The organism is Pseudomonas sp. PHC1 (genome assembly GCF_046487845.1).
In the GTDB taxonomy this organism is placed as follows: Bacteria; Pseudomonadota; Gammaproteobacteria; order Pseudomonadales; family Pseudomonadaceae; genus Aquipseudomonas; species Aquipseudomonas sputi.
Genome location: NZ_JBJXHJ010000007.1, coordinates 32,723 through 58,465 on the forward strand (window position 1 = coordinate 32,723; position 25,743 = coordinate 58,465).

A 25,743-nucleotide genomic window follows, 5' to 3' on the forward strand; every position below is an offset into this window, starting at 1 on the left:
TGTCACTTCCAGTTATATCTTGCCCGTTATCGAATAGATCGGTTCAATAATCCACTCGTATAACTTTCGCTTCTCCAGCATGACATCCGCGTCCAGCAGCATTCCCGCTCGTAAAGGCGTGACGTCGCCGTAGGCTTTTACATATTGACGTTCAAGTTCAACCGTCACTCTGTACATTGGTTCGTTGCTGGATTCAGGATTCGCTATTGGCGGCAACTCAGTGGGAAGAAGAGGAGCCTCGGATATCTCCAGAACCGATCCTTTGGCCTGTCCGAACTTCTGATAAGGAAAGGATTGGTATCTCACGCCTACCACCGCACCTTTGCGGATAAATCCGATTGCACGACTGGGAACAAACAAATGAGCCTGAAACTTTGATCCGCTTGGAACAATGGCTGCCAGTGCCTCGTCAACCTTTGCCGTCTGACCAACGTTTCCTCTTATCGCTGTAACGATGCCATCACTTGGAGCGGAAACAACGGTTTCATATTTCGCTTCATTCTCTACTACTTCCTGATCGATAACCTGCAAGCTCCGTACGAGTTCCTCTCTGACATTCGATTGCGTCAGCGGCGTGCTTGATATATTACGTAAAACGGTCGCATATTTATAATCAACATCTGCACGACTCCGCTCCAGATCTTTCAGGCGAATTTTCTGTTCAAGTAACTCTTCCTGTTTCTGATCAAGTTGTTCTGGAGCAATATACCCTTGCTCCATCAACCCTTTGTAGCGTTTCACCGAGCCTTCCGACAACGCCATCTTTCGGACAGCGAGCGATATCTGCTGATCAAGATTATCTCTTTCACGCGTCAGCGTAGAGGCATTATTACGCAACGCTTCCATCTCTAGCTCATGAATATGCTCTGTCGTCCTTATTGCAGACGCCAAGCTACTTCGTTTGTCTTGAAGAGCAGCATTGATGGTTTCTTGTATGGCCAGTTTTTTTTGGCTCTTCCTGTCACTGGACAAAACAAAAAGTGTGTCACCGGCCTTGACTGTCTGCCCTTCACTGACAGATCTGGTCTTGATCAACCCGCTTTGGACCGCATATATCTGGGTAACACCACTCTCTGGAATAAGCTCTCCATGCGCTGTAACACGCTTCGTGTATTGCCCACCAAACAGAAATGCAACTGTTATCAGGGTAAATACAATAGCGAAAATGGATATCAGCGTATGATTGATCGGGCTCGCAAGTATAATTTCTCCGTAGATTTCATTTTTGCTCGCCTTGGCAACCAGCGCCTCTTTCCTGAACATAATATTACTCATGAAATTTTACGCACTGGCAAGATACAGAACATCATGAAAAATCAATGAGCTTACGATTTTTGTCAGGGGCGCTTGTGGCACACGAAGTTGCACCGACAACTCGTCAATGGACAAGCCATTCTGCGTTGAAAGCAGCTTGATCACTTTCCACTCAATACTATTGATCGGTATTTTTATTCCATTGACCACGCAGCTTTCATCACTGACAGCAGCGTAATGACTGCTCAAGTTTAATTTCGAACTCGTAGACAGATTATCATCCTGCCCAAACACATTCGCATTTATGTCAAATCTCGTGTTCGTTCTGCTTGAGGAAATAATTGTCTGTTTGAACAGACTGAGATTCTCTTCACTCATGACTTCCAACCTGACTTTTTCAAACGCCAGCTCGAGATCATTAGAATCGCTTTCCGAAAAGCCAATTCTTTTTCTGCATTCAAGATGCTTTTCGAGAAACTTGTTACATACCCATTCGACATAGGTGCTGATATGCGTAGTGTGCACCCCTACCGCCACATGAAAAGTCGGCTCTCCCAGGGCTATTGCACTATGCCACCAGCCACGAGGGACATATAGAAGGTCACCCGCCTCCAGCACCGTATCCAGGACAGGTATTTCAGAGCACTCGCTCTTGAATTCCTTACTGGTTTGTCCCGGCATCGGAAGTTCGAACGTAGGTGGGTAGATCCTCCACCTTTTCCGCCCTACCAACTGAATGGCAAACACATCATGGCAGTCCCAGTGGTTTCCAAAGGCTGCCTGCGGGTTGAACGCCAAGTAGCCGTTACCCAGTGTTTCCTGATTCACCACGCCGGAAATTTCCTTACAGAGGCTATCTATGTAATGAGAGCTTTTGTGCACTCTATTTAGAATCAGCGTTGCCCCTTCCTGCATCAGTTTGTAGAACTTTGGCTTGATGATCGTCTTGCGTGGCTTTCCTACTTCGTTATAAGTAAAAACGTAATCATTCTCCGGTATAAACGTGCCATTATGGAGATTGACACCGGGAGCTTCCGGCTCGATCGTACCAAGAATATTATCTATATCGGCGAGCGTGAAGACATCGGCTTTAACCGCGCCCCGACGAAGAAAAAAGTTTTTTTCCTGAATATTATTCAAGAAATACTCATTCGACACTCCAAGATCAATAAGCATTCAAATCTCTCGACTGCGGCAGGATGGAATTACGGATTAGCTGGCACTTACAATAGGAATCAGATTCGGTAACTTGGGCAAACCGACCGCTGGACAACTTAGTATTTTTTTGTCATCCGAGTACCCCCTCATCCATAGATTCATCCGTTCCGAATCCAGCTCGACAGTTCCGTTCTCATTTATTTTCCCGACAGAGTTTCTGTCATCTGAAAGCATCACAGTACATTTCTGTATCGTTCCATCTGCGCGTATCGCGAGAGAGTTGGGACGCGACGCATAACAAACGTAAGTACCGTTATCAGACTTGCTGACGGTTTTTTCATTCAACAGCTCATTCAGCTCTGCAATCGTTGTGAGCCTTTCGCTTTTTGACAGCAAAACTCCTGACGTATCGTTCGGACCGCCTAGGTTTTCAATGGTCTTCAGAAATACCTTGAATCTCGAATCAGACAAGAATGTCTGCTTTATTTCTTCAGCCAGTCTTTTTACAGACGAGACGTTTTCTTTGGTGAGATGAACCCTGAGAGTAACGTTGAAATCCAGGGTTGAATCTTTCAATGCCAGGAGGTTTGACCATATCCTGTTGAACGTGCCAGCGCCTGAGGCAAGCTTTCTGGTCTTGTCGTGGCCAGCCTCAAATCCGTCCAGCGAAATCTGATAGTTCCGCTGATTCAAGCCACAAAGTTTTTCTGCCAGATCGAGTGTCAGGAGATATCCGTTGGTGGTCAGAGCCCCACTGAAATTCACACCGGCCTGATCACAGGCTTTTTTTGCGAATTCACTTAATCCGAGAACCAGATCTTTCGCTGCAAGCGGCTCGCCACCAAACCACTGGAGATGGAGATTATCCAGTTTTGGCAACCGCCTGCCGATGAGATTCCTTATTCCTTCCTGAGTCTTTTCATCCATTCGCCCTATCAGAAAATCCTCATAACAGTAGGTGCACCTAAAGTTACACTGCTCGGTAGGATAAAGAATGAGCTCCAGGCTTTTCGGATTGAGTGTTGCCAGAATATTTTTATCTAGATCCATCTAACTTACTCATCATTCTATTTATGTGAGTGGAGTACCAGACTGGTACTCCACGCTTATCACATCAATCAACCATCCTGGTCATCACCGCAACTCGAGTTAACAGGTGGCGAACCGCAACCACCGTTCACGGGAGTATCTCCGCACTTGGCATTGACCGAACCACCGTTACAGCCGATGTTGACTTCCCAGCCACCGGCAACGGCATCCAGTACTTCCAAGTCTGTAATTTCATACGACCCATACTCGTCAAACTCAACGAGTTCAGTACCACTGGCTTTATTTTCCACGGCTATTCCTTGCTGTCTTAATGTTGCAGGCACGCTTAAGTTTGACTAAACATGCCCATTTATTCGTGAAAACAGTTTCACGAAAACTTAGATAGAGGTAAATTTCGCGCACAGACATGCCGACTCACAGCGTGTCACTGGAATCGATGTGCGTGCGTTAGTTAAATGTTTGGAGAGGAAGTCATAGCCAATCCCTAGCTAATAGAAGTACCGTTCAAAGACGGCTGGTCCGAGGCGCGGGATCATAATTGCGTTACAAACCGAAGGCAATACCAGCCGATAGTAATTATTACTATTTTTTTTCGAGAGCCAGCCCTTCCATCTCTTGCATCTAAAAAAAGACATAGCAAAGGCTTCTAACCTTTAGCAAGTACATTCTTTGCAAATCCAAAAAACTTACACTTTACCTTACACTTTCACCTACTAATCGATAACTAACGGACCCGTTCTTTTAACCTTGCGGGCTATTCGGGCGTCTCATGGCTGTTATGTCACCCGAACCTTGCAGCTTCGATTGCAGTCGGCCGCTGGCCATCACCGTGACGTCGCCCGATCCCTGTGAAAGGATCGATACCTTGTCCGCCGACATTTTTGTCGTGTTTACATCACCCGAGCCATGGATCTGGATCGACAACTCCCTGACCTTGCCATCAGCCGAAATATCTCCAGCACCATAGATGTTCAAAGCAAGCCGCTCCTGAGCCACACCCATCACTTTTACATCACCACTGCTCTTGACCGTGATGTCAGGGACTTTACTGACTCCGATCCTGACCAACGCACAAGGCAGAGCCTTGCTTTCTGTTCGTGCATTGATCACCAAAGAGCTCCCGGTGGAATCCGTCGATACCGGAGTGCTCCCACACTTGAGTTTGAGCGGCGAACTCAGTTCATGGCTGAGTATCAGGTCGCCCTCTGCAAAGTCCGCTTTTATCGAGTCGATGAACGCCTGACTTTCGCCTACGATCTCGAAAACAGGATGTTCTGATTTGAAGACTTCGACATCCACAATGGTTGCTACGGTTAAGAACGTTGCGCCCTGCAATAGGCGGGCATCCAGGATTCTGGAACGGCTCGCTACAGGCCGTTTTTTTGCAATTGCCGACGCCGACGCTCCATTTTCAGCAACCGACTGCTCCGTTTCGAATGAAGCCGTCGAATTTGCCTTGGCTGAATCGCTTTTGTCTTGATGTTTCATTCCCACATGGCCTAGTTCCACCAGGCAGCCCAACAGGAAAACAGCCAAAACCACTTTGCAATGCGCAGATCTCACACAAGTCATCCTTTGGTTTCGTGCTCATCTATAGCCGCAGGGTAGCCATAGTCGCCTCGATTTCGAATGGCGGCGACGATAGCGGCTTTTAATTCAGACTACGAATCCTCAGACGACAGTAGACCCTGTGGGAGTGGCTACCACAGGGTCTACTGTCTTCAGTTTCGAAATGTCGGGTTACTTGACCTGCCGTTGCGGTGCCTTGTGCACCATGGTGTAGGCGTAGTCGACGCCCATGCCGTACGCGCCGCTGTGTTCCAGCACCAGGTCCATCACCGCCTGATACGTGTCTTTGTGCGCCCAGTCACGCTGGTACTCGAGCAGCACCTGTTGCCAGGTCACCGGCACCGCGCCGGCCTGAATCATCCGCTGTACCGACATGTCGTGGGCTTCTTTGGTAGTGCCGCCGGAAGCGTCGGTGACGATGTACACCTCGTAGCCTTCGGCCAGGGCTTCCAGGGCCGGGAAGGTCAAGCAGACCTCGGTCCACAGCGCGGCGATGATCAGCTTCTTGCGCCCGGTGGCCTTCACCGCGTCAACCAGCGCCTTGTCTTCCCAGGAGTTCATCGAGGTGCGCTCGATCGGTTTCTGCTCCGGGTGTACTGCCAGCAATTCCGGCCAGATGTAGCCGCTGAAGCTTTCGGTTTCGACCGAGGTGTAGATGGTCGGCACGTTGAAGATCTTCGCGGCCTTGGCCAGGCCAACGGTGTTGTTCTTCAGGGTCTGACGGTCGATCGACTGCACGCCGAAAGCCATTTGTGGCTGGTGGTCGATCAGGATCAGGGCGGAGTTGGTTGGGTTCAGCAGTTCACGGATAGACATGGCGCGTTCCTTTTGATGTCGATTCAGAGTTTCGATTGGGTAAAGGGTGAGTCGAGTGGCTGACCGTCTTCGGCGTTGTTGTCTCGGCTTGGATGTCACTTTAGGGGCTAGCCTATAAAGGGACAATTCCCTAAAATCGAGAATCATTGATTCCAAAAAAGGGACAATCATGGATCGCATCGAATGCATGCGCGCCTTCGTGGTGACGGTCGGCGAGAACGGCTTCGCAGCCGCCGCCCGGGCGATGGACGTGCCCCGCTCGAAAGTCAGCAAACAGATTCAGGCGCTGGAAGAAGCCATCGGCGTGCAACTGCTGCAACGCACCACCCGCAGCCTGCACCTGACCGAAGCCGGCGCCGAGTATTTCGAAGCGGCGCGGGAAGTGATTGCGGCGCTGGACGAGGCCGAGCAGCGAGCGCGAGACGGGGTGGGCGAACTGCGCGGAGTGTTGCGGGTCAACGCACCGATGTCGTTCGGCCTGCGGCGCCTGGGCAAGCTGATTCCGCTGTTCCACGAGCAGCACCCGAACATCGAGCTGCAACTGGTGCTCAGCGACCAGCAGGTCGATCCGGTGCGCGGCGGGTTCGATGTGACGATCCGCATCGCCAGCCTGCCCGACTCGACCATGATCGCCCGGCAACTGGCACCGGCGCCGCGCATCATGGTCGCCTCCCCCGCTTACCTCGAACGCGCGGGCACGCCGCAGTCGCCGCAGGATCTGCGCTCACATCAGTGTTTGAACTACGGCTATCTGCAGAGCGGGGTCAGCCTGCAACTGTGCAATGGCAAGGAGACGCAGCGCGTCAACGTGACCGGGCCGCTGCACGCCAACAACGGCGACTTGCTGGCGCAAGCGGCCGAGGCCGGCATGGGCATTGCGCTGCTGCCGGATTTCATCGTCGAAGAAGCACTGGCGGCCGGGCGACTGGTGCCGGTGCTGTGCGAATGGCAGGCGCCGGCGATCACCATCAACGCGGTGTACTCGTCGGCGCGGCGGGTGCCGCAGAAGACCCGGGCGTTTATCGCGTTTCTGGTGGAGCAACTGGCGCCGACTGGCGAATCCCCAACCGGCTGATCCACACCGCTGCCAGAATCACGCTGCCACCGAGGAATAACCGCCCGAGCTCTTCATGCTGATTCCAGATCAGCAGGTTCAGCAGCAGCCCCACCGGCACGTGCAGGTTATTCATCACCGCCAGGGTGCCGCCGTTGACCAGGCACGCGCCCTTGTTCCACCAGTACAAACCGAGTGCCGTGGAGACCAGGCCAAGGAACACCAGCACACCCCATTGCAACGGCGCTTCGGGCAGGAAGTTGGATTTGCCGAACAGCAGGAACGCCGGCAGCGCCACCGCGAGTGCGCCGAGGTAGAAGAACCCGAAGCGCCGGTAGTGCGGCAGATCGCTCGGGTGTTTCGCCACCAGATGTTTGTACAGCACCTGCCCGGCGGCGTAGGTGAAGTTGGCCAGTTGCAGCAGCAAAAAGCCCATGAAGAAGTCCGGGTTGATCCGGTCGTAGCGAATCACCGCCGCGCCTGCGACCGCCACCAGTGCAGCGATCAGCGCCCACGGGTTGAAGCGTCGGTTGAGCGCATCTTCGATCAGCGTCACGTGCAGCGGCGTGAGGATGGTGAACAGCAGCACTTCCGGTACCGTCAGCACGCGGAAGCTCAAATACAGGCAGACGTAGGTCACGCCGAACTGCAACGCCCCGATCAGCAGCATGCCGCGCATGAACGCCGGTTCCACCGAGCGCCAGCGGGTCAGCGGAATGAACACCAGTCCGGCCAGCACCACGCGCACCAGCACCGCGAAATAACTGTCGACATGACCGGCCAGGTATTCGCCGATCAGACTGAAGGAAAACGCCTGGATCAGCGTGACAAAAAGTAGATAGCCCATGCTCGCCTCGATTTCGAATGGCGGCGACGATAGCGTTTTTTGCCGGCCATCGCTAAATCCCGGGCAAAAAAAAGCCCGATCTCGCTAAAGCGTTCAATCGGGCTACAGCACTCAGGAGCAACAAGTGCAAAGGGAGGTTCGATGCGCGTAGAGCCTTGAAGGGGTTGCGCCAGGTCACTAGAACAATCGGCGATTATCTGGCGATTAACATATCAGGCGACCTGGGACAGTTTGGCGTTGGCCTGGTTGAGGCCTTTCTCCTGGAAGTCGCCGCCCAGGTTCATGCCTTCAGCGTGGATGAAGGTCACGTCGTTAATGCCGATGAAGCCCATCACCTGACGCAGGTACGGTTCCTGATGATCCGCCGGGCCACCGGCATAGATGCCGCCGCGAGCGGTCAGCACGTAGGCACGCTTGCCGCTGAGCAGACCTTGCGGGCCGGTTTCGGTGTATTTGAAGGTCACGCCGGCACGCAGCACATGGTCGAGCCAGGCTTTCAGGGTGCTTGGAATGGCGAAGTTGTACATCGGCGCCGCCAACACCAGCACGTCAGCGGCCAGCAATTCATCGGTCAATTCGTTGGAACGGTCCAGCGAGGCCTGCTCGCTGTCGTTGCGCTGCTCGGCGGGTTTCATCCAGCCGCCCAGCAGGTTGATGTCCAGGTGCGGCACCGGGTTCACAGCGAGGTCACGTACGGTGATCTGATCGGCCGGGTGCGCCGCTTTCCACTGACTGATGAAGGTCTGGGTCAGTTGGCGGGAAACCGAGTCTTGCTGGCGGGCGCTGCTTTCGATGATCAGAACGCGGGACATGTTGTGTAGCCTCCATCCGAGAATGTTGTAAGTCGATGGAGTGAAGGTTAAACAGTGTCGTATCGATGAAAAAGCGCAAATAATTGCTGCAAAGCATCGAAAAATTCGTTTAGATGCAAGCCTCAGCCTGTGGGAGCCCGCCCCCACAGGCCCGTGACGCTATTTCGGGGTGCAGCTCAGCTTGATGCGCAGCTTGATGATGGTTCGGGTGAACTTGGCCGTGGCGTTTTTATGCTTGCCCGCCGCCACCTCGATGTTGCGCGTGCGCGGCGCTTCCGGGCCGTTGGTGAACACCACCTTGCAGGTCGCGTCGACGTCGCCGTAGTTGTTGACCTGGATCGAGCCGATGTCGCTGTCGGTATCGAACGCGTTGTAGTCGATCTTCAGGCCGTTGAGGTCCTTTTCCACATCGATCGGGTACGCGAACGCAGTCAGCGGAAGCAGCGCCAGCAACACACAACAGAATTTTTTCATTCGGCAGTCTCCATGAGGGACCGCCAGCTTAGGACAAGAGGAGCTATTGATGAAAGCGCCCCGCGTGACCCTTGATCAATGGCGAACGTTGCAGGCCGTGGTCGACCACGGCGGATTCGCCCAGGCCGCCGAGGCCCTGCATCGCTCGCAGTCGTCGGTGAGTTACACCGTCGCCCGCATGCAGGACCAGCTCGGCGTGCCGCTGTTGCGCATCGATGGCCGCAAGGCTGTGCTGACCGAAGCCGGCGGCGTGCTGTTGCGGCGCTCGCGGCAACTGGTGAAACAGGCCAGCCAACTGGAAGACCTCGCCCATCACATGGAGCAGGGCTGGGAAGCCGAAGTGCGGCTGGTGGTCGATGCCGCCTACCCGAGCGCCCGTATCGTGCGCGCGCTGACCGCTTTCATGCCGCAGAGCCGTGGCTGCCGCGTGCGTCTGCGTGAGGAAGTGCTGTCGGGCGTCGAAGAAGTGCTGCTAGAAGGTGTGGCCGACCTGGCCATCACCGGCCTGAGCATTCCCGGTTACCTCGGCGCGGAATTGAGCGATGTCGAATTTGTCGCCGTCGCTCATCCTGATCATGCGCTGCATCGGCTCAACCGCGAGCTGAGCTTTCAGGACCTGGAAACCCAGATGCAAGTGGTGATCCGCGACTCCGGCCGCCAGCAACCCCGAGACGTCGGCTGGCTCGGCGCCGAACAGCGCTGGACCGTCGGCAGCCTCGCCACGGCTGCGACGTTCGTCAGCAGTGGCCTGGGATTCGCCTGGCTGCCACGGCACATGATCGAGCGGGAACTGAAAGACGGCGCACTCAAGCTGCTACCGTTGGACAGAGGCGGCAATCGCAACTCCAGTTTCTATCTGTATTCGAACAAGGAAAAACCCTTGGGCCCGGCGACGCAAATCCTGATCGAACTGCTGCGCACCTTCGACACCCTGCCGCTGGACGCACCGTTCGCCGCCCCCGAACAAGCCTGACACGGAGTTCACCGATGGCGTATTTCGAGCATGAAGGTTGCAACCTGCACTACGAGGAATATGGCCACGGCGATCCGTTGCTGCTGGTTCACGGTCTGGGCTCCAGCACCCTGGACTGGGAAATGCAGATTCCGGCGCTGGCCGCGCATTACCGGGTGATCGTCCCGGACGTGCGCGGTCACGGCCGCTCCGACAAACCCCGCGAGCGCTACAGCATCGCCGGGTTCAGCGCCGACATCGTCGCCCTGATCGAGCACCTGAAGCTCGGCCCGGTGCACTACGCCGGGCTGTCCATGGGCGGCATGATCGGCTTCCAGTTCGCCGTCGATCAGCCGCGGATGCTCAAGAGCCTGACCATCGTCAACAGCGCGCCGGAGGTCAAACTGCGTACCCGCGACGATTACTGGCAGTGGTTCAAGCGCTGGAGCCTGATGCGTGTGCTCAGCCTCGCCACCATCGGCAAGGCCCTTGGCGCCAGGCTGTTTCCCAAACCGGAGCAGGCCGATTTGCGCCAGAAGATGGCCGAACGCTGGGCAAAAAACGACAAACGTGCTTATCTCGCCAGCTTCGATGCGATTGTTGGCTGGGGGGTTCAGGAACACCTTTCCCGGGTCACCTGTCCAACGCTCGTCGTCAGCGCCGACCGGGACTACACCCCCGTTTCGCTGAAAGAAACCTATGTCAGACTGCTGCCCGATGCGCGGCTGGTGGTGATCGCCGATTCGCGCCACGCCACCCCGCTCGATCAGCCCGAACGCTTCAATCAAACGCTGCTGGAGTTTCTCGCCACAGCCGATAATCACCCTCAGGATCACTGACCCATGCTGAAAAAACTTGCCCTCGCCGCCGGCACCGTGCTGTTCGCTGCCAACCTGATGGCTGCCACACCGGCAAAAGCGCCGCACGTGCTGCTGGACACCACCAACGGCCAGATCGAAATCGAACTGGACCCGGTCAAGGCGCCGATCAGTACCAAGAACTTCCTTGAGTACGTCGACAGCGGCTTCTACAACAACACGATTTTTCACCGCGTGATCCCTGGCTTCATGGCCCAGGGCGGCGGCTTCACTCAGCAGATGCAGCAGAAAGAAACCAAGGCCCCGATCAAGAACGAGGCCAGCAACGGTCTGCATAACGTTCGTGGCACCCTGTCGATGGCCCGTACTTCCAACCCGGATTCGGCCACCAGCCAGTTCTTCATCAACGTTGCCGACAACGCCTTCCTCGATCCGGGCCGTGACGCCGGTTACGCGGTGTTCGCCAAAGTGGTCAAGGGCATGGACGTGGTCGACATCATCGTCAACTCGCAGACCACCACCAAACAGGGCATGCAAAACGTGCCGGTCGACCCTGTGATCATCAAGTCGGCCAAGCGCATCGACTAAGCTTTACAGGGCATATCGAGCGGCGTCGATTACCCATCGCGCCGCTCACACTGATAAAAGGAGAGCCCGTGCTCCGGGCGGTTATCTGATGCTCTATCGCCGTTTCGAACAACTGATCGACATATTCCGCGATGCCCCGACGGCATCCCCGCCGGACCGCGTTCTGCCCTTCTATACCTATTACCTGAAGCAGGTCTGGCCGAGCTTCGTCGCCCTGCTGATCGTCGGCCTGTTCGGTGCCTTGATCGAAGTGGCACTGTTCAGTTATCTGAGCCGCATCATCGACCTTGCACAAGGCACGCCGAACGTCGATTTCTTCAAGGTGCACGGCGTCGAACTGGCGTGGATGGCGGTGGTAGCGTTACTGCTGCGCCCGCTGTTCCTGGCGCTGCACGACATGCTGGTGCACCAGACCCTGAGCCCGAGCATGACCAGCCTGATTCGCTGGCAGAACCACAGTTACGTGCTCAAGCAGAGCCTGAATTTCTTCCAGAACGACTTCGCCGGGCGCATTGCCCAGCGCATCATGCAGACCGGCAACTCGCTGCGCGATTCCGCCGTGCAAGCGGTGGATGCGCTGTGGCACGTGCTGATCTACGCGATCAGTTCACTGGTGCTGTTCGCCGAGGCCGACTGGCGCCTGATGATTCCGCTGCTGACGTGGATCGCCGCCTACATCGGCGCACTTTATTACTTCGTGCCACGGGTCAAGGACCGCTCGGTGGAGGCCTCCGATGCGCGCTCGAAACTGATGGGCCGGATCGTCGACGGCTACACCAACATCGCCACCCTGAAGCTGTTCGCCCACACCAATTTCGAACAGCACTACGCCCGCGAGGCGATTCAGGAACAGACCGAAAAAGCCCGGTTGGCCGGCCGCGTGGTCACCAGCATGGACGTGGCCATCACCACCATGAACGGCCTGCTGATCGTCGGCACCACCGCGCTGGCCCTGTGGCTGTGGACGCAATCGCTGATCAGCGTCGGCGCGATAGCCCTGGCCACCGGTCTGGTGATCCGCATCGTCAACATGTCCGGCTGGATCATGTGGGTGGTCACCGGCATTTTCGAAAACATCGGCATGGTCCAGGACGGTCTGCAGACCATCTCGCAACCGGTCAGCGTCACCGACCGGGAGCAGGCCCAACCGCTGGCCGTGGCCCGTGGCGAAGTGCGTTTCGAGCACGTGGATTTTCACTACGGCAAGAAGAAAGGCATCATCGGCGACCTTAATCTGACCATCAAACCGGGCGAGAAAATCGGTCTGATCGGCCCGTCCGGCGCCGGCAAATCGACCCTGGTCAACCTGCTGCTGCGCCTCTACGACGTCGAGGGCGGGCGGATCCTGATCGACGGCCAGAACATCGCCGAAGTCGGCCAGGAAAGCCTGCGCGCGCGGATCGGCATGATCACTCAGGACACCTCGCTGCTGCACCGCTCGATCCGCGACAACTTGCTGTACGGCAAGCCCGACGCCACTGACGCCGAACTCTGGGAAGCGGTGCGCAAGGCCCGCGCCGATGAGTTCATTCCGTTGCTGTCGGACGCCGAAGGACGCACCGGATTCGACGCCCATGTCGGCGAACGCGGGGTGAAACTGTCCGGCGGTCAGCGTCAGCGGATCGCCATCGCGCGGGTGCTGCTCAAGGACGCGCCGATCCTGATCATGGACGAAGCGACCTCGGCACTGGACTCGGAAGTCGAAGCGGCAATCCAGGAAAGTCTCGAAACCCTGATGCAGGGCAAGACCGTGATTGCCATCGCCCACCGCCTCTCGACCATTGCCCGCATGGACCGGCTGGTGGTGCTGGAAAACGGCAAAATCGCCGAAAGCGGCAACCATGCCGAACTGCTGGCCCACGGCGGATTGTATGCGCGGCTGTGGGCGCATCAGACCGGAGGGTTTGTCGGCATCGATTGAACCGCGCTACTGATCGTTCCCACGCTCCGCGTGGGAACGATCAACAGGAAGAAAAAAACCGCCAGAGCCCCTTAACGACGGGCTCTGGCGGTTTTTTTATCGCTTGCTGGAAATTTGCATAAACCCTGCTGTAATCAGCGAAGGCTCCGGAATGGAACCTGTCGTAAGTCTGCAAGGAAGCACCACTCGATGCAGTCTCGATAGCACGTCTATCAAGGACTCTCTCATGTCTCTGTTCAAACGTTCAGTCACTGAGTTGTTGGGTACGTTCTGGTTGGTGTTGGGCGGATGCGGCAGCGCGGTCATTGCCGCGTCTTCACCCTTGGGAATCGGCGTGCTGGGGGTGGCCCTGGCGTTTGGTCTGACGGTGCTGACCATGGCGTTTGCCATCGGCCACATCAGCGGCTGTCACCTCAACCCGGCGGTGTCGGTCGGTCTGTCCGTCGGCGGCCGATTCCCGGCCAAAGAGCTGCCTGCCTACATCATTGCCCAAGTGATCGGGGCGATCCTCGCGGCGGCGCTGATCGTCTACATCGGCAGCGGCAAGGAAGGCTTCGACGTCGCCAACGGCCTGGCCTCCAACGGTTATGGCGAGCACTCGCCGGGCAACTATTCGATGGCCGCCGGCTTCGTCACCGAGCTGGTGATGACCGCCATGTTCGTGGTGATCATCCTCGGCGCCACCGACAAACGCGCCCCGCCCGGCCTGGCACCGATTGCCATCGGCCTGGCCCTGACGTTGATCCACCTGATCTCGATCCCGGTGACCAACACCTCAGTCAACCCGGCCCGCAGCACGGGCCCGGCGCTGATGGTCGGCGGCTGGGCCATCGCCCAGTTGTGGATGTTCTGGGTCGCGCCGCTGCTCGGTGCGGTGGTCGGCGGCGTGCTCTATCGCTGGCTGGGCAAGGAAGACAGCTGAAGGAGCCGGCGAGGATCAGGCCTGTCGATACGGCAAGGCGCTCCTCGCCTCTTCGGCATAGGCGAGCACACCGGTGCGCTCCTGGTGCAGGAAGTCTTTGACTGCGGCTTTCAGCCCGGGGTGGCGCAGGTAATGCCAGGAATGGGTGATCACCGGTTCGAAACCACGAATCAGCTTGTGCTCGCCCTGGGCGCCGGCATCGAAACGCTGAAAACCCTGGGCAATCGCATAGTCCATGCCCTGATAGAAACAGGTCTCGAAGTGCAGCCGGTCGAACTCGGCCAGGCATCCCCAGTAGCGCCCGTAGAAGCTGTCGCCGCCCACCAGACTGAACGCCATCGCCACCGGCCGTGAGCCCTGGCGGGCCAGGACCACGCGGATCGATTCCGGCATGCGCTCGGCCAGCAGGCTGAAGAATTCCCGGGTCAGGTACGGCGCCTGCCGACGCACCGCGTAGGTGTTGGCGTAACAGGCGTAGACGAAATCCCACTGCGCCTCGTCCAGCTCGCGGCCTTCCAGCCATTCGAACTCGAAGCCCTGCCCCGCCACTTGCTCGCGCTCCTTGCGCATCTGCTTGCGCTTGCGTGAGGCGAGCACGTCGAGGAAGTCCTGAAAGTCGCGGTAGCCGCGATTCTGCCAGTGATACTGACAGCCGATGCGTTGCAGCCAGCCCGGCTGCTCGGCCATGGCGGCATCGGTGAACGCGTCGGTGAAATTGATGTGGGCGCTGGAGAGTTCTTCGATTTCCAGATAGCCCGGCAGGCTCTTGAGCAGTTCGAACCCATCTTCGACATTCGCTGCCAACAACCGAGGGCCGCTGACCGGACTGAACGGCACGGCGCTCAAAAACTTGGGGTAGTAATCGATGCCGGCCCGGGCGCAGGCATCGGCCCAGCCGTGATCGAACACATATTCACCGTAGGAATGCCATTTGCGATAACCGGGCAGCGCCGCGATCACGCGCCCCGCGTCGACGTGCAGCAAATGCTCCGCTTGCCAGCCCGTGTGCGGGCCGACGCTGCCGCTGTCTTCCAGCGAAGCCAGAAAGGCGTGGCGCAGAAACGGCTGGTTTTGCGGGACCAGAACATCCCAGTCGGAGGCTGGAATTTCCGACAGTTTGTGCAGACGTTGCAGCGGCATTTTCCTCTCCACTTTCGGGCGTGAACGCCCGGCGAGTATCGCTGATCGGCCGGGCGTTGCCCACGCCCGAGTGCGCGACAGCGCTCTAGATCAATAGTTCACGGCAGTTTTGTATCGTCATCAACCTGCCATCATCGTGCCACTGCTCTGTCATAAACCATCGCGATACTGGCGCCTGTTTTTAGAGCGCCGGGTTCTACCCCGGACACTGTTTTCCGACCGTCAAACCGTCGGTTGTGCCCAGGATGGTTCAGCCATCCCCTTTTCATCTTCGGAGATTGCTATGCGTCTTGCTTCCACGAACACTGCGGCGGCCCTGTGCGGGGGCCTGTTGCTGGCCATGAGTGTACCGGCCAGTGCCGCAGTTGACGCCAAACTGCTCGACATGCTCAAGGCTAACGGTTCGATATCCCAGGCGCAGTACGTTGAACTGCAAACTGAACTGGCCAAGGATCAGAAGGCCCAGCAAATCGCGCAGCAGGCGCAGCAAGAGACCAACGAGCAAATCGCGGCGACCGCGAAGAAAACCAACGAGCTCAGCAGTTTCGACCAGAAACTGGCCTGGGCCGCCAAGACCCAGTTCAAGGGCGATGTGCGTATCCGTCAGGAAACCATCAAGATCGACGGCGAACCGAACAACGGCGGCCGCGACAAGGATCGCCAGCGTATCCGTGCCCGTCTGGGTGCGTACACCGAGATCAACCCGCAAGTGGACACCGGCATCCGTATCGCCACCGGCGGCGGCGACGACGCGCGTTCGACCAACCAGGACCAGGACAACTACTTCGACAAGAAGCAGATCTGGCTCGACCTGGGCTATATCGACTACCACCCGGATCAGATCAAGAACCTGCACATCATCGGCGGCAAGATGCTGCAACCGTGGGTGAGCATGGGCGACGTGATCTGGGACAGCGACATCAACCCGGAAGGTCTGGCCGTGACCTACAAGTATCCATTGGGCAGCAGCGTCGAGCTGTTCGGCAGCCTGGGTAACTACAACCTCAAGGACAACGTCGACGGCGACGGCGTGCAATTCCGTCACGACCTGCGCCTGACCGCCGGCCAGCTGGGCAGCCGCTTCGCCATCACCGACAACCTGAAACTGACCCTGGGCGGCAGCGTCTACGCCTACCAGAACGACGAAGACAGCCGTTGCACCGGCACCTCCACGCCGTGCGCCCTGGCCGTCAACGGCAACTCGGCGAACAACGAATTCCGTCTGTACGAAGGCTTCAGCCAGGTCGACATCGGCGGCCTGCCGATGCCGCTGTCGTTCTACGGTCAGTACGTGAAGAACAACGATGCCGTGACCGACCAGGACACCGCCTGGCTGGTGGGTGCCAAGTCGAAAGTCTTCGGCCTGAACCTCGACTACAACTATCGTGACGTGCAGCGCAACGCGGTGGTCGGCGCCTTCACCGATTCGGACTTCGCCAACGGCACCACCGGTTCCCGCGGCCACAAGTTCAAGGTCGGCTACGACATCGACAAGAACTTCGCGATCGGTGCGACTTACTTCCTGACCAAGGCCGACTTCTCCAGCCGTACCCAGCGTGACGCAGACACCAACACCCTGCAGCTGGATGCGGAAGCGAAGTTCTAAAAGAACAGTGGCAAGCGGCAAGTTTCAAGCTGCAAGTGAATGCCTCACTTGCAGCTTGAGGCTCGAAACTTGAAGCTGCTTTCGTTCAACAGACTGGCGCGACCGCAGCGATCCCCATCATCCGTTCGCTGCGGCCGCGCCAGTCTGTGTTTTCAGGATCGATCCTTGCGCCGCAGCGCTGCCAGTTGCTCGGCCAACGCCTCCACGCCCTCTTCAGGCTTTTGCGGCATCGCCCGCAACGTCGCCTGCATCAAACGCATCTGGCGAATGAAACGCCGGCAATTGCGGCAGAACATCAGGTGATGACGCACCATCAGCTTCTCGCGAAAGCTCAACTGGCCATCGAGATAATCGCTGGATCGCGCCACTTGCTCCTTGCAGGTCAACATTCGCCGGTCTCCTCAAAATGCTCCACGGTCGCGAAGACCTTCAAACGTGCCCGATGCAGCAGCACGCGGACATTGGAGAGCGAGATCTCCAGAAGATTACAGATCTCCTCAAGTTCCAGGCCCTGACGCTCGCGCAGCGTGAGCACACTGCTCTGAAGTTCGGAGAGACTGAGCAACGTATGCTCCAGGCATTCACGCAGTTCGCCTTCGGTCAGCAGCGCTTCGGGCGTGTCCTGGTGCCAGGCGAACGGGGCGACAAGCCAGTGACCGTCGCCGGGAGAGAATCGATCGTCGCCGATGGTGCCGTGGGGGGACGGCAGATCATCCAGCAGCACTTCGCGACGATTTCGTTTGTAGCGGCTCTTGGCCGAGTTGGCGGTGATGGTCAGCAGCCAGGTCTTGAGGCTGGAGCGCCCCTCGAAACGGCCGATATTGCGCACCACGGATAGCCAGGCATCCTGTACCACTTCTTCGACATGGCGCTGACCGACAATCGCGTAGGCCACCGCACGCATGGGGCTTTGATAGGTACTGACCAGTTCCTTGAAAGCCTTTTGCTCACCGGCGAGCAGACGTTCAAGCAATCGGGTGTCGTCAACGGCCATCCATCAATCCCCTGTTCCTGACTTCGAAAATGATAGCGGCAGAACTATTCGCCTGCCGCCACGTTCGAAAATTACAGCGTTCGCGCCGATTCGGCTGTAGGAAACGTCAGCGCGATTAAGAGGAAATGAACTCGCTCTTAGCGCTTGCGCAGAATCACGCTACCAATCGAATAACCGGCACCGAACGAACTCAATACCGCCAGCGAACCGGCCGCCAGATCGTCCTGGTATTTGTGGAACGCGATCACGGAACCGGCGGAACTGGTGTTGGCGTAGGTGTCGAGAATCACCGGGGCCTCTTCTTCGGTGGCTTCGCGGCCCAGCAGCTTGCGCACGATCAGGTGGTTCATGCTCAGGTTGGCCTGGTGCAGCCAGAAGCGTTTCACGTCACCGACGTTGAGTTTGTTCTCTTCCAGATGTTCACCGATCAGTTCGGCCACCATTGGGCAGACATCCTTGAACACCTTGCGGCCTTCCTGCACGAACAGCTTGTCGCGGGCGCCGATGCCCTCTTCCGCTGCGCGGTTGAGGAAGCCGAAGTTGTTGCGGATGTTGTTGGAGAACTTGGTCAGCAGTTTGGTGCTGACCACGTCGAACTGGTGCCTGGAGGTGGCCAGATCGGCGCGCTCGATGATCACGGCGGTAGCGGCGTCACCGAAGATGAAGTGGCTGTCGCGGTCACGGAAGTTCAGGTGGCCGGTGCAGACTTCCGGGTTGACCATCAGGATCGCCCGGGCCTGGCCCAGTTGCACCGTGTTGGCCGCTTGCTGGATGCCGAAGGTGGCCGACGAGCAGGCAACGTTCATGTCGAAACCGAAACCCTGGATGCCCAACGCTTCCTGGACTTCGATGGCGATGGCCGGATAGGCGCGTTGCAGGTTGGAGCAGGCGACGATCACGCCGTCGATGTCGGCGGCGGTCTTGCCCGCACGCTGCAGGGCCTGTTCGGCAGCGCCGATGGCCATCTGGCAAAGCACCGACCATTCGTCGTTGGAACGCTCCGGCAAGCGTGGCGCCATGCGCGCAGGGTCGAGGATGCCGTCCTTGTCCATGACAAAGCGGCTCTTGATGCCCGAAGCCTTTTCGATGAACGCGGCGCTGGACTCGGTCAGGGCCTGGACTTCGCCGCTGGCGATCGCTTCGGCGTTGTCCGCGTTGAACTGGGCGACGTAGGTATTGAAAGACTGCACCAGCTCTTCGTTGGAGATGCTGTTGGCCGGGGTGTACAGGCCGGTGCCGCTGATGACGACGTTATGCATGGTCGTTTCTCTAATCTGTTCAGGCAGAAAGTGCTGGCACCGACGTGCCAACACGCAAAGGGTCCATTCCCGTATCAAGGGACGCAAAAACCGGGCATCGCTTTATTCCGACCTCGCCCGCGCTCGAGAAGGCTCAAAACCGCGGGGCCGGCGTTTATAGGCGCGAAGTTTGCCATAAACCTTGGCTTTTGGCGCCTTTTGCTGATCGTTCCCACGCTCCGCGTGGGAATGCAGCCAGGGACGCTCCGCGTCCCAAAAGCGGACGCAGAGCGTCCGGGGAAGCGCTACCACGCAGAGCGTGGGAGCGATCAGGCACTCGCTAGGGTTCCACCTGCGTCCACTGCTTGTTGAGCCGTTTGTCGGAGATCGGCACTTTCGTTCCCAACTGCTGGGCGAACAACGAAACCCGATATTCCTCCAGCCACCAGCGATACAGCTCGAGCTGCGGATCGCGCTTGCCTTCCTGCGCATGCTTGGCCGCGCGGGTCTGGTATTGCGTCCAGAGCCCGGCGAGTTCGCCGCTCCAGACCCGATCCTTCTGCACCTGCGCGCCCAGCTTCTCGAAACGTTGCTCGACTGCTTTCAGGTAACGCGGCAACTCCTTGAGCCAGAGCATCGGCGTTTCCCGGACGAAGCCCGGATACACCAGATGGCTGAGTTGCTGCTTGATGTCGTTCAGCGCCACCGCCTGAGCCAGGTCGATCTTGCCCTTGAAGCGCTTTTGCAGACCGTGCCAGAGCTTGAGGATTTCCAGGGTCAGGCGCGCCACTCGCTCGGCGTGTTCGGTCCAGCTGCCACGCTTGCGCTCGGCCAACGCGGCCAGACCAGCGCCGTCGCGGGGCAGCGGGTCTTCACCATCAAGAATGCAGCTGTCGAGACTGGCCAGCAGAATGTCTTCCACCAATGCATCGACCCGACCCAGCTCGCGGTACAGCAGGCCCAGCTCGGTCAGGCCCGGCAATTTGCCGCGCAGGAACTTGGCCGGTTCGGCCAACTGCTGCATCAACAGGCGTTGCAAGGCACGGCGGTGCTGGAACTCGGCTTCGGCCGGGGTCGAGAAGCGACCTTCCTTGACCGTGCCGCCTTCCTCCACCAGCGCCGGGTAGACCGTCATCGACAGCCCGGCGATTTTCTGCTGAGTCTTTTGCGCAACCGGCGCAAAGACCTTGGCCTCCACCGGTTGCTGGCTTTTCGCGCTCTGCGGCACTGCCAATGCAGCTTGGCTGGCTTCGGCGAAACGTGCGGTCAGCTCCGCCAGATCGCGGCCCTCGCCGAGGAACTTGCCCTGGCCGTCGACGATTTCCAGGTTCATTCGCAGATGGCTTTCAACCTGCTGCGCCGCTTCCGCCCAGGCTTCATCGCTGACCCGCGCACCGGTCATGCGCAGCAGTTCACGGCCAAGGGCTTGTGGTAACGAACCTTCGGCAAAGATCATGCGCTGCAGCGCGGCCTTGATGAAGTCCGGCACCGGCACGAAGTTCTTGCGCAACGCCTTGGGCAGGTTGCGCACCAGCGCGATGCACTTGGCCTCGATCAGCCCCGGCACCAGCCATTCCAGGCGCTCCGGCGGCAGCATCGGCAGCAGCGGCGCCGGCACACGCAGGGTTACGCCGTCGCGCGGGTGATTCGGTTCGAAGTGGTAACTCAGGGCCAGTTCCAGATCGCCGATGTGCAGCGTGTCCGGGTAATGCTGGGCGGTGACTTCGCTGGCTTCGCGGGCCAGCACGTCTTCCTCGCGCATGATCAGCAGTTGCGGATTTTTCTGGCTGTTGACCCGATACCAGCTGTCAAACGTCGCGGTCTGGTGAATCTCCGCCGGCAGTCGCGCGTCGTAGAAGGCGAACAGGGTTTCCTCATCGGCCAGAATGTCCCGGCGGCGGGCCTTGGCTTCCAGTTCGTCGAGTTGCTCAAGCAATTGCTTGTTGGCGGCCAGGCATTTGGCCCGGGACTGTATCTCGCCGCGCACCAGACCTTCGCGGATGAACAGCTCCCGCGAGACCAGCGGATCCACCGGGCCGTAATGCACCGGTCGACGACCGACCACGATCAGGCCAAACAGGGTGATCTGTTCGAACGCGACGACCTGGCCGCGCTTCTTCTCCCAGTGCGGTTCGAAGTGGTTTTTCTTGATCAGGTGCCCGGCCAGCGGCTCGATCCAGTCGGCGTCGATCTTGGCCACCATCCGCGCGTAAAGCTTGGTGGTTTCCACCAGTTCGGCGGTCATCACCCACTGCGGACGCTTCTTGCCGATGCCCGACGACGGGTGAATCCAGAACCGCCGCTGACGGGCGCCAAGATAGTCGCCGTCCTCGGTTTTCTGGCCGATCTGGCTGAGCAGGCCGACCAAAACCGCTTTGTGCAGCTTCGGATAATCCGCCGGTTCTTTATTCAGGCTCAGCTGCAAGTCGCGGCAGATCAGGCTCAACTGGCGATGGGAATCGCGCCACTCGCGTAGGCGCAGGTAGTTGAGGAAATTCTTGCGGCACCAGTTGCGCAGCGGGCTCGCCGTCAGCGCCTGGCGTTGCTCTTCAAAACCGCGCCACAGATTGACCAGCCCGGCGAAGTCCGAATCGACGTCCTTCCACTGGGCATGGGCCTGGTCAGCCGCTTGCTGACGCTCCGGCGGACGCTCGCGCGGGTCCTGAATCGACATGGCACTGGCGACGATCAGCACTTCCTGCAAGCTGCCGAGTTTCGCCGCTTCCAGCAGCATGCGGCCCATGCGCGGGTCCACCGGCAGACGCGCCAGTTGGCGGCCCAGCGGGGTCAACTGACCGTTGCGATCCACCGCCGACAATTCCTGCAGCAGGTTGAAACCGTCGCTGATCGCCTTGCCGTCCGGCGGCTCAATGAACGGGAAATCGGTGATCTCGCCGAGGCGCAAATGCAGCATCTGCAAAATCACCGCCGCGAGGTTGGTGCGCAGGATTTCCGGATCGGTGAATTCCGGGCGACCGAGGAAATCCTCTTCGCTGTACAAGCGCACGCAGATACCCGGCTCGACCCGGCCGCAACGACCTTTACGCTGGTTGGCACTGGCCTGGGAAATCGCTTCGATCGGCAGCCGCTGAACCTTGGCGCGATAGCTGTAACGGCTGATGCGTGCGGTGCCGCTGTCGATCACGTAACGGATACCCGGCACGGTCAGCGAGGTTTCGGCGACGTTGGTCGCCAGCACCACGCGACGCCCCGGATGGGACTGGAAGATCCGCTGCTGCTCGGCCGGCGACAGGCGCGCGTACAACGGCAGGATTTCAGTGTGTTTGAGCTGGGCCTTGCGCAGCATGTCGGCGGCGTCACGAATCTCGCGCTCGCCGGGCAGGAACACCAGCACATCGCCGGGACTGCGGCGTTCGCTGCGTTCATACGCGGCGATTTCGTCGAGGGTGGCGAGAATCGCCTGATCCACGGTCAGGTCATCTTCGACGCGGTTGCCCTCTTCGTCCTGCTCAAGCGTCAGCGGGCGATACCAGGTTTCCACCGGGAAGGTGCGGCCGGACACTTCGACAATCGGCGCATCGTCGAAGTGCTTGGAGAAGCGCTCCAGATCAATGGTCGCCGAGGTGATGATGACTTTCAGGTCCGGGCGACGCGGCAGCAGGGTTTTCAGGTAACCAAGCAGGAAATCGATATTGAGGCTGCGTTCGTGGGCTTCGTCGACGATGATCGTGTCGTAGCGTTCGAGGTAGCGATCGTTCTGGGTTTCCGCCAGCAGGATGCCGTCGGTCATCAGTTTGATCAGGGTGTTGGAATCGCTCTGATCTTCAAAGCGCACCTGATAGCCGACCAGTGCGCCCAGCGGCGTACCGAGTTCTTCGGCCACCCGACTGGCCACACTGCGCGCCGCGATCCGCCGCGGTTGGGTGTGGCCGATCAGGCCATGCTGGCCGCGACCGATTTCCAGACAGATTTTCGGCAACTGGGTGGTTTTGCCCGAGCCGGTTTCGCCGGCGATGATCAGCACCTGGTGCTTTTCCAGGGCCTTTTTGATTTCGTCACGCTTGGCCGCGATCGGCAGGCTGTCGTCGTAACGGATCACCGGCAGGCTGGCCTTGCGCGCCAGCACCTGATCGCAGGACGCCTGCATGCGCGCCACCCACTGGGCCAGTTTGGCCTCGTCGGGTTTCTTGCGCAGCTCAAGCAACTGCCGCCGCAGCCGGTGGCGGTCGGCAAGCATGGCGTGATCGAGGTTTTTCAGCAGTTTGTCGATGGAGGGCGATTCGTCGGTCATCGGGTACGCAATTCGGTCGTCTATTTGTGCAGGGGGCCGATTGTCGCAGATTTGCACCACCCTGTGATCGTCCCCACGCTCTGCGTGGGAATGCAACCGGGGACGCGGAGCGTCCGGTGAGGCATTCCCACGCGAACGGTTCGACGCCTCGACATGGGAACGATCAGTCAGGGCTACTCGTTATCGAGGCCTTTACGGCGATACGGGAAAACATCAATCACTTTCCCGGCCCGAATCGCCTCCTGTAGCCCCTTCCAGTAATCAGCGTTGTACAGCTCGCCATGCAACTGATCGAACAGCTTGCGCTGCGCCGCATCGGCAAACAGGAACGGCGGAAACTCCTCGGGAAACACATCCAGCGGTCCGATCGAGTACCACGGTTCGGAGGCCATTTCGTCCTCTGGCGTGCGCGGTGCCGGAATGTGGCGGAAGTTGGCTTCGGTGAGAAAGCAAATCTCGTCGTAGTCGTAGAACACCACCCGGCCATGGCGGGTGACGCCGAAGTTCTTCAGCAGCATGTCGCCGGGGAAGATATTGGCTGCCGCCAGTTGCTTGATCGCCAGGCCATAGTCTTCCAATGCTTCGCGCACCTGGGCTTCGTTGGCGTTGTCCAGGTAAAGGTTGAGCGGGGTCATCCGGCGCTCGGTCCAGCAGTGGCGGATCAGCACGGTTTCGCCTTCCAGCGACACCGTGGACGGCGCGACTTCCAGCAGTTCCGCCAGGCACGCCGGCTCGAACTTGCTCAAGGGAAAGCGGAAGTCGGCGAATTCCTGGGTGTCAGCCATGCGCCCGACGCGGTCGACGCTTTTCACCAGTCGGTACTTCTCGATCACCGTGGCGCGGTCGACGTTTTTCGACGGCGAGAAGCGGTCCTTGATGATCTTGAACACGGTGTTGAAGCCTGGCAGCGTGAACACGCTCATGACCATGCCACGCACACCCGGCGCCATGATGAACTGGTCATCGGTATTGGCCAGATGATTGATCAGGGCGCGGTAGAACTCGGATTTACCGTGTTTGTAAAAACCGATCGAGGTGTACAGCTCGGCGATGTGCTTGCCCGGCAGGATGCGCTTGAGGAAACCGATGAACTCCGCCGGCACCGGCACATCCACCATGAAATACGAACGGGTGAAAGAAAAGATGATCGACACTTCCGCTTCGTCGGTGATCAGCGCGTCGATCTGAATCCCGCGCCCTTCGCGGTGCAGCAGCGGAATCACCAGCGGCCACTGATCGTCGTTGGTGTAGATGCGCCCGACCAGGTACGCGCCCTTGTTGCGGTACAGTACCGAGGAAAACAGCTCGACGCTCAGCTCCGGGTCCTTGCACACCCAGTCCGGGAGGTTCTCGCGCAGCTGCGCTTCCAGACGCAGCAAGTCGCCGGGCAAATCGGCGTAGGCCTCGCTGAAGCGGTAATCGGCAAAGATGCTCGCGAGCATGCCCGAAATCTGCCCATGGGGCTTGTAGGTGCGGGTCTGTGCGGCCCGCGCTCGGCGCAGGCTCGGGCGCGTGGTGTGGATGAACATGCAGCCGTCGCTGATCAGGTCGTGGCTGAACAGGCCGCAGAAAATCGAGTTGTACCAGGTCTCGGACAGCTCATCGTCAAAGCGCAGATCGATGATGCTGATGTAGGCGCTTTTCACCAGCGGCCAGCAAGTGACGTCCATCAAGGTGTCCGGCTCGAAATACTCTCGCAGGCGGGCGACGGTTTCACCGACCTTCTCTTCGTAGAGGTTGATCCGCGCCGCCGACGCCGTTTGCGTGTCCTGCCAGCGGGCCTGCTCGAAACGCTCGCGGGCGCCGTCGGTGATCCGCCGGAAATGCTCGCGGTAATCGTCAAAGCCATCGAGGATCAGACGGGCGATGTCGGTGGCTGGCCATTGCTGCGGCATAGATGAGACCTCTGCGGGAATTGACGAATCTGTGCTCGAAGGCCTGAGCTTAGCCACGGAAGCGGGCGCAGGAGAAGCGCAATTTCTGCCAAATCCTCTTGCGGGTTGTACAACTACACCGTTTTTATCAAAGTTTTTTTAATCGACCGTTCGGTCAGCAAACGTCCCTTCGAGTTCTCCCCAGCACTGGGCGCCAGCCCGCGATTTCTCTGGGCTTCGGATCCAATTCAGCAGCGACATCTCTAATCCGCGCTTTTGCACGGCTTGTTCATTCCTGTCCATCGCGTGCAAGAACTGTCAAAAATTAGCCTTACCAAGATAGTGGCACTTTGATATACAGCCCACCCATCTCCCGCCTCACAACAAGATCCTCGGCCCACGAG

General features: G+C 58.5%; 22 protein-coding genes. 7 read left to right on the forward strand and 15 right to left on the reverse strand.

Annotated features, from left to right (window positions below):
• Window positions 1–12: 12 nt before the first annotated feature.
• From ACKJSM_RS12090 to ACKJSM_RS12115, 6 genes are all read right to left on the reverse strand, one after another.
• Window positions 13–1,263 carry an HlyD family secretion protein gene (locus ACKJSM_RS12090; protein ID WP_410237578.1) on the reverse strand — a complete coding sequence of 417 codons (1,251 nt, stop codon included), beginning with the start codon at window positions 1,261–1,263 and terminating at the stop codon, window positions 13–15.
• 18 nt (window positions 1,264–1,281) lie between these two features.
• Window positions 1,282–2,430 carry a JmjC domain-containing protein gene (locus ACKJSM_RS12095; RefSeq protein WP_410237579.1) on the reverse strand — a complete coding sequence of 383 codons (1,149 nt, stop codon included), beginning with the start codon at window positions 2,428–2,430 and terminating at the stop codon, window positions 1,282–1,284.
• A 36-nt stretch (window positions 2,431–2,466) separates the two neighbouring features.
• The gene (locus tag ACKJSM_RS12100; protein ID WP_410237581.1) at window positions 2,467–3,462 is read right to left on the reverse strand and encodes a radical SAM protein; all 996 of its coding nucleotides are present in this window, start codon (window positions 3,460–3,462) and stop codon (window positions 2,467–2,469) included.
• A gap of 68 nt (window positions 3,463–3,530) precedes the next feature.
• Window positions 3,531–3,752 (reverse strand): hypothetical protein, encoded by a 222-nt coding sequence (locus ACKJSM_RS12105; protein WP_410237583.1) that lies wholly within the window; start codon window positions 3,750–3,752, stop codon window positions 3,531–3,533.
• 451 nt (window positions 3,753–4,203) lie between these two features.
• Window positions 4,204–4,950, reverse strand: coding sequence for a GIN domain-containing protein (locus tag ACKJSM_RS12110; RefSeq protein WP_410237584.1), 747 nt, complete (start codon window positions 4,948–4,950; stop codon window positions 4,204–4,206).
• A 252-nt stretch (window positions 4,951–5,202) separates the two neighbouring features.
• Window positions 5,203–5,847 carry a hydrolase gene (locus ACKJSM_RS12115; RefSeq protein ID WP_179692324.1) on the reverse strand — a complete coding sequence of 215 codons (645 nt, stop codon included), beginning with the start codon at window positions 5,845–5,847 and terminating at the stop codon, window positions 5,203–5,205.
• A 169-nt stretch (window positions 5,848–6,016) separates the two neighbouring features.
• Between ACKJSM_RS12115 and ACKJSM_RS12120 the strand changes: the two genes are divergently transcribed.
• The gene (locus ACKJSM_RS12120) at window positions 6,017–6,922 is read left to right on the forward strand and encodes a LysR family transcriptional regulator (RefSeq protein ID WP_108560096.1); all 906 of its coding nucleotides are present in this window, start codon (window positions 6,017–6,019) and stop codon (window positions 6,920–6,922) included.
• Here the strand turns inward: ACKJSM_RS12120 and ACKJSM_RS12125 are convergent.
• From ACKJSM_RS12125 to ACKJSM_RS12135, 3 genes are all read right to left on the reverse strand, one after another.
• Window positions 6,867–7,748: a carboxylate/amino acid/amine transporter gene (locus ACKJSM_RS12125; RefSeq protein WP_039772587.1), complete on the reverse strand. Its 882-nt coding sequence runs from the start codon at window positions 7,746–7,748 to the stop codon at window positions 6,867–6,869. The two genes, ACKJSM_RS12120 and ACKJSM_RS12125, sit on opposite strands and share 56 nt — an antisense overlap.
• 212 nt (window positions 7,749–7,960) lie before the next feature.
• Window positions 7,961–8,560: an FMN-dependent NADH-azoreductase gene (locus ACKJSM_RS12130; protein WP_236182113.1), complete on the reverse strand. Its 600-nt coding sequence runs from the start codon at window positions 8,558–8,560 to the stop codon at window positions 7,961–7,963.
• A gap of 159 nt (window positions 8,561–8,719) precedes the next feature.
• Window positions 8,720–9,034 carry a 3-phosphoglycerate kinase gene (locus ACKJSM_RS12135; protein WP_236182112.1) on the reverse strand — a complete coding sequence of 105 codons (315 nt, stop codon included), beginning with the start codon at window positions 9,032–9,034 and terminating at the stop codon, window positions 8,720–8,722.
• A gap of 49 nt (window positions 9,035–9,083) precedes the next feature.
• Between ACKJSM_RS12135 and ACKJSM_RS12140 the strand changes: the two genes are divergently transcribed.
• From ACKJSM_RS12140 to aqpZ, 5 genes are all read left to right on the forward strand, one after another.
• The gene (locus ACKJSM_RS12140; protein ID WP_236182111.1) at window positions 9,084–10,007 is read left to right on the forward strand and encodes a LysR family transcriptional regulator; all 924 of its coding nucleotides are present in this window, start codon (window positions 9,084–9,086) and stop codon (window positions 10,005–10,007) included.
• A 14-nt stretch (window positions 10,008–10,021) separates the two neighbouring features.
• Window positions 10,022–10,825, forward strand: coding sequence for an alpha/beta fold hydrolase (locus ACKJSM_RS12145; RefSeq protein WP_236182110.1), 804 nt, complete (start codon window positions 10,022–10,024; stop codon window positions 10,823–10,825).
• Window positions 10,826–10,828: 3 nt separating this feature from the next.
• Window positions 10,829–11,392 carry a peptidylprolyl isomerase gene (locus tag ACKJSM_RS12150; RefSeq protein ID WP_102685996.1) on the forward strand — a complete coding sequence of 188 codons (564 nt, stop codon included), beginning with the start codon at window positions 10,829–10,831 and terminating at the stop codon, window positions 11,390–11,392.
• A gap of 88 nt (window positions 11,393–11,480) precedes the next feature.
• A complete protein-coding gene (locus tag ACKJSM_RS12155; protein ID WP_410237585.1) occupies window positions 11,481–13,313 on the forward strand; it encodes an ABC transporter ATP-binding protein in 1,833 nt (610 codons plus the stop codon).
• Window positions 13,314–13,539: 226 nt separating this feature from the next.
• Complete coding sequence (aqpZ, locus tag ACKJSM_RS12160) at window positions 13,540–14,235, forward strand: aquaporin Z (protein WP_236182108.1); 696 nt, start codon at window positions 13,540–13,542, stop codon at window positions 14,233–14,235.
• 15 nt (window positions 14,236–14,250) lie between these two features.
• Here the strand turns inward: aqpZ and ACKJSM_RS12165 are convergent, their stop codons facing one another.
• Entirely contained in the window at window positions 14,251–15,375 is a 1,125-nt protein-coding gene (locus ACKJSM_RS12165) for a GNAT family N-acetyltransferase (protein ID WP_236182107.1), read from the reverse strand.
• A 283-nt stretch (window positions 15,376–15,658) separates the two neighbouring features.
• Here ACKJSM_RS12165 and ACKJSM_RS12170 point away from each other — a divergent pair, with 283 nt between their 5' ends.
• Window positions 15,659–16,981, forward strand: a complete 1,323-nt coding sequence (locus ACKJSM_RS12170) for a putative porin (protein ID WP_410237586.1) — start codon at window positions 15,659–15,661, stop codon at window positions 16,979–16,981.
• A 152-nt stretch (window positions 16,982–17,133) separates the two neighbouring features.
• On the opposite strand, the gene ACKJSM_RS12175 is transcribed toward ACKJSM_RS12170, so the two are convergent.
• The 5 genes from ACKJSM_RS12175 to aceK all read right to left on the reverse strand — a co-directional run bounded on the left by ACKJSM_RS12175 (window position 17,134) and on the right by aceK (window position 25,360).
• Window positions 17,134–17,370 (reverse strand): zf-HC2 domain-containing protein, encoded by a 237-nt coding sequence (locus ACKJSM_RS12175; RefSeq protein ID WP_339485329.1) that lies wholly within the window; start codon window positions 17,368–17,370, stop codon window positions 17,134–17,136.
• Window positions 17,364–17,975 (reverse strand): RNA polymerase sigma factor, encoded by a 612-nt coding sequence (locus ACKJSM_RS12180; protein ID WP_236182104.1) that lies wholly within the window; start codon window positions 17,973–17,975, stop codon window positions 17,364–17,366. Before ACKJSM_RS12180 ends, ACKJSM_RS12175 begins: the two co-directional genes overlap by 7 nt.
• 137 nt (window positions 17,976–18,112) lie before the next feature.
• Entirely contained in the window at window positions 18,113–19,234 is a 1,122-nt protein-coding gene (locus ACKJSM_RS12185; RefSeq protein WP_236182103.1) for a beta-ketoacyl-ACP synthase III, read from the reverse strand.
• A 319-nt stretch (window positions 19,235–19,553) separates the two neighbouring features.
• The gene (gene hrpA, locus ACKJSM_RS12190) at window positions 19,554–23,465 is read right to left on the reverse strand and encodes an ATP-dependent RNA helicase HrpA (protein WP_410237587.1); all 3,912 of its coding nucleotides are present in this window, start codon (window positions 23,463–23,465) and stop codon (window positions 19,554–19,556) included.
• A gap of 173 nt (window positions 23,466–23,638) precedes the next feature.
• The gene (gene aceK, locus ACKJSM_RS12195; RefSeq protein ID WP_236182101.1) at window positions 23,639–25,360 is read right to left on the reverse strand and encodes a bifunctional isocitrate dehydrogenase kinase/phosphatase; all 1,722 of its coding nucleotides are present in this window, start codon (window positions 25,358–25,360) and stop codon (window positions 23,639–23,641) included.
• Window positions 25,361–25,743 lie beyond the last annotated feature (383 nt).